Source organism: Mesorhizobium sp. M1027, from assembly GCF_040318745.1.
Classification (GTDB): Bacteria; Pseudomonadota; Alphaproteobacteria; order Rhizobiales; family Rhizobiaceae; genus Mesorhizobium.
Genome location: NZ_JAMYMW010000028.1, coordinates 1 through 2,821, shown reverse-complemented (window position 1 = coordinate 2,821; position 2,821 = coordinate 1). Strand labels below are relative to the sequence as shown.

Here is a 2,821-nt window from a genome sequence, read left to right as displayed (position 1 = left end):
CGCCGACTGATGACAAACCGCTCAGCGGCAGCGCAAGATCGTTCATGGTGGGTGTGGTCTCCGGGAAATGGTTCGGATCGGCTTAGGCAACCAAATCCTACGTCATTTCAACGGCTTGCGCCACATCCACCAACCCCCATGAATTTGGTTAGGTTGATGCGGCGTGCCGCCGCCGTGAGGCCGCGCTCGCTCAGCAGCGCGTCGAGAACGACGAGAAGATTCAGATCGAGCCCTTTGAAACGCATGTCTTAGCTATCCATAGCGTGGATGCATTTGATTGAAACAAACGATTTTACCAATTTTCCGGAATGTCGCATGGACTTGGCAGGACCTCACGTGCGCCGATCACTGCCTCTATCGCGTGGCGAGTCCCTTGAGAAGAGCCCGAAAGAGGAAATCTGTCGCGTGCGGTGGAGATTGTACTGGGAATGAGAAGCAGCGCTCCGATCATGTCGAACTCTCCGACGAATGGCGGACCGGTACAATAGTTGATCGCAACTGGTCCGGAGCTATGAAACATCTCGATTACATATGAGGTGCCGAGTGAATACGCTGACAGCACCCACCGTCGCAGCGTTTAGCTGACGTTTGACGACGGTTCCTATCCATTTACACGCAGATTCTTGATGTGCTGGCGCAAAAGCGGGAGGCCGGCGACTTTTCTTCGTCATCGGGCTGACGCCGCAGAAGCCGGAACTCGTCCGGTTCCTATGGGCATTGGGCTTGGTCGGTCGCACAGGCTCTATGAGGGGCAATTTTGGCAACGCGACGCGACTCGGGTTTTGAACGACGCCGAAAACGCAAGCTGGAAAGGAACAAGATGGCAGATCAACTCGCCAACGAAATAATCGCCATTATCAAGAAGCGCGCCGCGTCGGAGGGCGGCATAGCGCCTGCCACAGGCGGCGAGATAACGGCTGCCACGGGACTGACTTCGCTCGGTATCGATTCACTGGGATTGGCGGACGTTCTCTGGGACCTGGAGCAGGCCTACGGCATCCAGATCGAGATGAATACGGCCGAGGCATGGTCGGATCTCCAGAATGTTGGGGACATGGTGGAAGCCGTGCGCAGCTTGCTCGCTAAGGGGGTGTGAATGGACAGGCGCGTCGTGATTACTGGGATTGGCGGTATTTGCGGGCTTGGGACCAACGCCGCCGCCATTTGGACAGAGATGCGAGAAGGCCGCTCCGCCATCGGCCCAATCGTCAACTCCGAGCTCCATGAATTGAGGGTCAGGATCGGTGCCGAGATCAAGGCGCTGCCGGAGCATGACATCGACGGCAAGCAACTCATCTCCATGGACCGCTTCAGCCTGCTCGCTGTGCTTGCGGCGCGCGAAGCCATGCGTCAGGCCGGACTTTCCTCCAAAGAGGGAAATAGCTATCGCTTCGGTGCGACGGTGGGCGTTGGCGGCTGCGGGTGGGATGCGATCGAGCAAACCTACCGCGCCATCCTTCTGGGCGGTAAGCGTGCCGCTCTCTTGACTGTACCCAAGGCGATGCCGGGTGCCGCTGCCGGCCAGGTCAGCATGAGTCTCGGCCTGCGCGGGCCGGTCTTCGGCGTCACGTCCGCCTGTTCCTCGGCAAACCATGCGATTGCCTGCGCGGTGGACCAGATCAGGCTCGGCCGGGCCGACGTGATGCTTGCCGGCGGCAGCGAAGCGCCGCTCATATGGGGTGTGCTGAAGGCATGGGAAGCGATCCGCGTGCTTTCGCCCGATACTTGCCGGCCATTCTCGGCCGATCGCCAGGGCCTGTCGCTTGGTGAAGGCGCCGGCATGGCGGTGCTGGAAAGCTACGAGCATGCCCTGGCTCGGGGCGCCACCATCCTTGCCGAAATTGCCGGTGCCGGCCTTTCCGCCGATGCGTCCGACATCGTCGCGCCGACTGTCGAGGGGCCGGAGGCAGCAATGCGGGCCTGCCTTGCCGATGCCAGGCTGGACGCCGAGGATGTCGACTATCTCAACGCGCACGGCACCGGCACCAAGGCCAACGACCAGATCGAGACGGCGGCGATCAAGCGCGTCTTCGGTCAGCACGCCTTCTCAATGTCCATTTCTTCTACCAAGTCCATGCACGCGCATTGCCTCGGCGCGTCCGGCGCGCTCGAGTTGATCGCCTGCGTGATGGCTATCCGCGAGAGCGTCGTGCCGCCGACTGCCAATTATCGTGAGCTGGACCCCGATTGCGATCTCGACGTCACGCCCAATGTGGCACGCGAGCGCAAGGTGCGCGTGGCACTGAGCAACTCCTTCGCCTTTGGCGGCACGAACGCGGTTCTGGCGTTCAGGCAGGTGTAGAAGCCATGAGAGATGCCTCCGGCAACATTATCTCTCGCATCCAGATGCTTGCCGGATAACTATTGTGAAGGGCGGGTCATTGACCGCCTCGGCGAATGCGGGAAGTGGCAGCGGAAGCTCGACGATCCGGGGGTATCGTCTTTGCGAAATTCTTAACTGTTGAAGCGGCTTGGACGTACCGCCGCCCCGTAAAAGGTAAGCGAGGCCCTGCGGGCTCGGCTTGAGGGTCTGAAGCTGTACACGACAATGTCTGGAAGCCGCAGGGTCGGCTCTGCGCCCGTTATAGTCGCCTGAGTGCTGCCGGCCCGGCCGCGCCGCGGGCGCCGTCAACGAACTCCTTGAACCTGCGGACCTTGCCTGTCTTGGCCGACGCTTCGAAGCGCGCCGTCGTGCTGGCCTCCAGATCCGCGACATGCTTGCGCAGGGTCGTGGTAGGCGCGAGGCCAAAGATGAAGTCGACGTCGTTGGCGCGGCACCAGTCGATGACCTGCGGGTTGCAATAATGGCTATCGCCGCGGA

Annotated in this window: 2 protein-coding genes and 3 pseudogenes; 2 read left to right on the top strand and 3 right to left on the bottom strand. The window is 61.0% G+C overall.

Annotated elements, in window-relative coordinates; translation table 11 throughout:
• Positions 1–143 precede the first annotated feature (143 nt).
• Positions 144–245, bottom strand: a pseudogene (locus NKH50_RS28900) (LysR family transcriptional regulator); the annotation flags it as partial.
• Positions 246–820: 575 nt separating this feature from the next.
• Between NKH50_RS28900 and NKH50_RS28895 the strand changes: the two are divergent.
• Both NKH50_RS28895 and NKH50_RS28890 read left to right on the top strand, forming a co-directional pair.
• Positions 821–1,096, top strand: coding sequence for an acyl carrier protein (locus NKH50_RS28895; RefSeq protein ID WP_352458906.1), 276 nt, complete (start codon positions 821–823; stop codon positions 1,094–1,096).
• Entirely contained in the window at positions 1,097–2,302 is a 1,206-nt protein-coding gene (locus tag NKH50_RS28890; RefSeq protein WP_352453892.1) for a beta-ketoacyl-[acyl-carrier-protein] synthase family protein, read from the top strand.
• Here NKH50_RS28890 and NKH50_RS28885 read toward each other — a convergent pair.
• Together NKH50_RS28885 and NKH50_RS28880 are read right to left on the bottom strand one after the other, a co-directional pair.
• Positions 2,289–2,453, bottom strand: a pseudogene (locus NKH50_RS28885) (LysR family transcriptional regulator); the annotation flags it as partial. The gene NKH50_RS28890 and the pseudogene NKH50_RS28885 sit on opposite strands and share 14 nt — an antisense overlap.
• Positions 2,454–2,621: 168 nt before the next feature.
• Positions 2,622–2,821, bottom strand: a pseudogene (locus NKH50_RS28880) (transposase); the annotation flags it as partial.

Bases quoted from the DNA above. Each gene is read 5' to 3' on its own strand.
- NKH50_RS28890 (WP_352453892.1), top strand. From the start codon at position 1,097: ATGGACAGGCGCGTCGTGATTACTGGGATTGGCGGTATTTGCGGGCTT.
- NKH50_RS28895 (WP_352458906.1), top strand. From the start codon at position 821: ATGGCAGATCAACTCGCCAACGAAATAATCGCCATTATCAAGAAGCGC.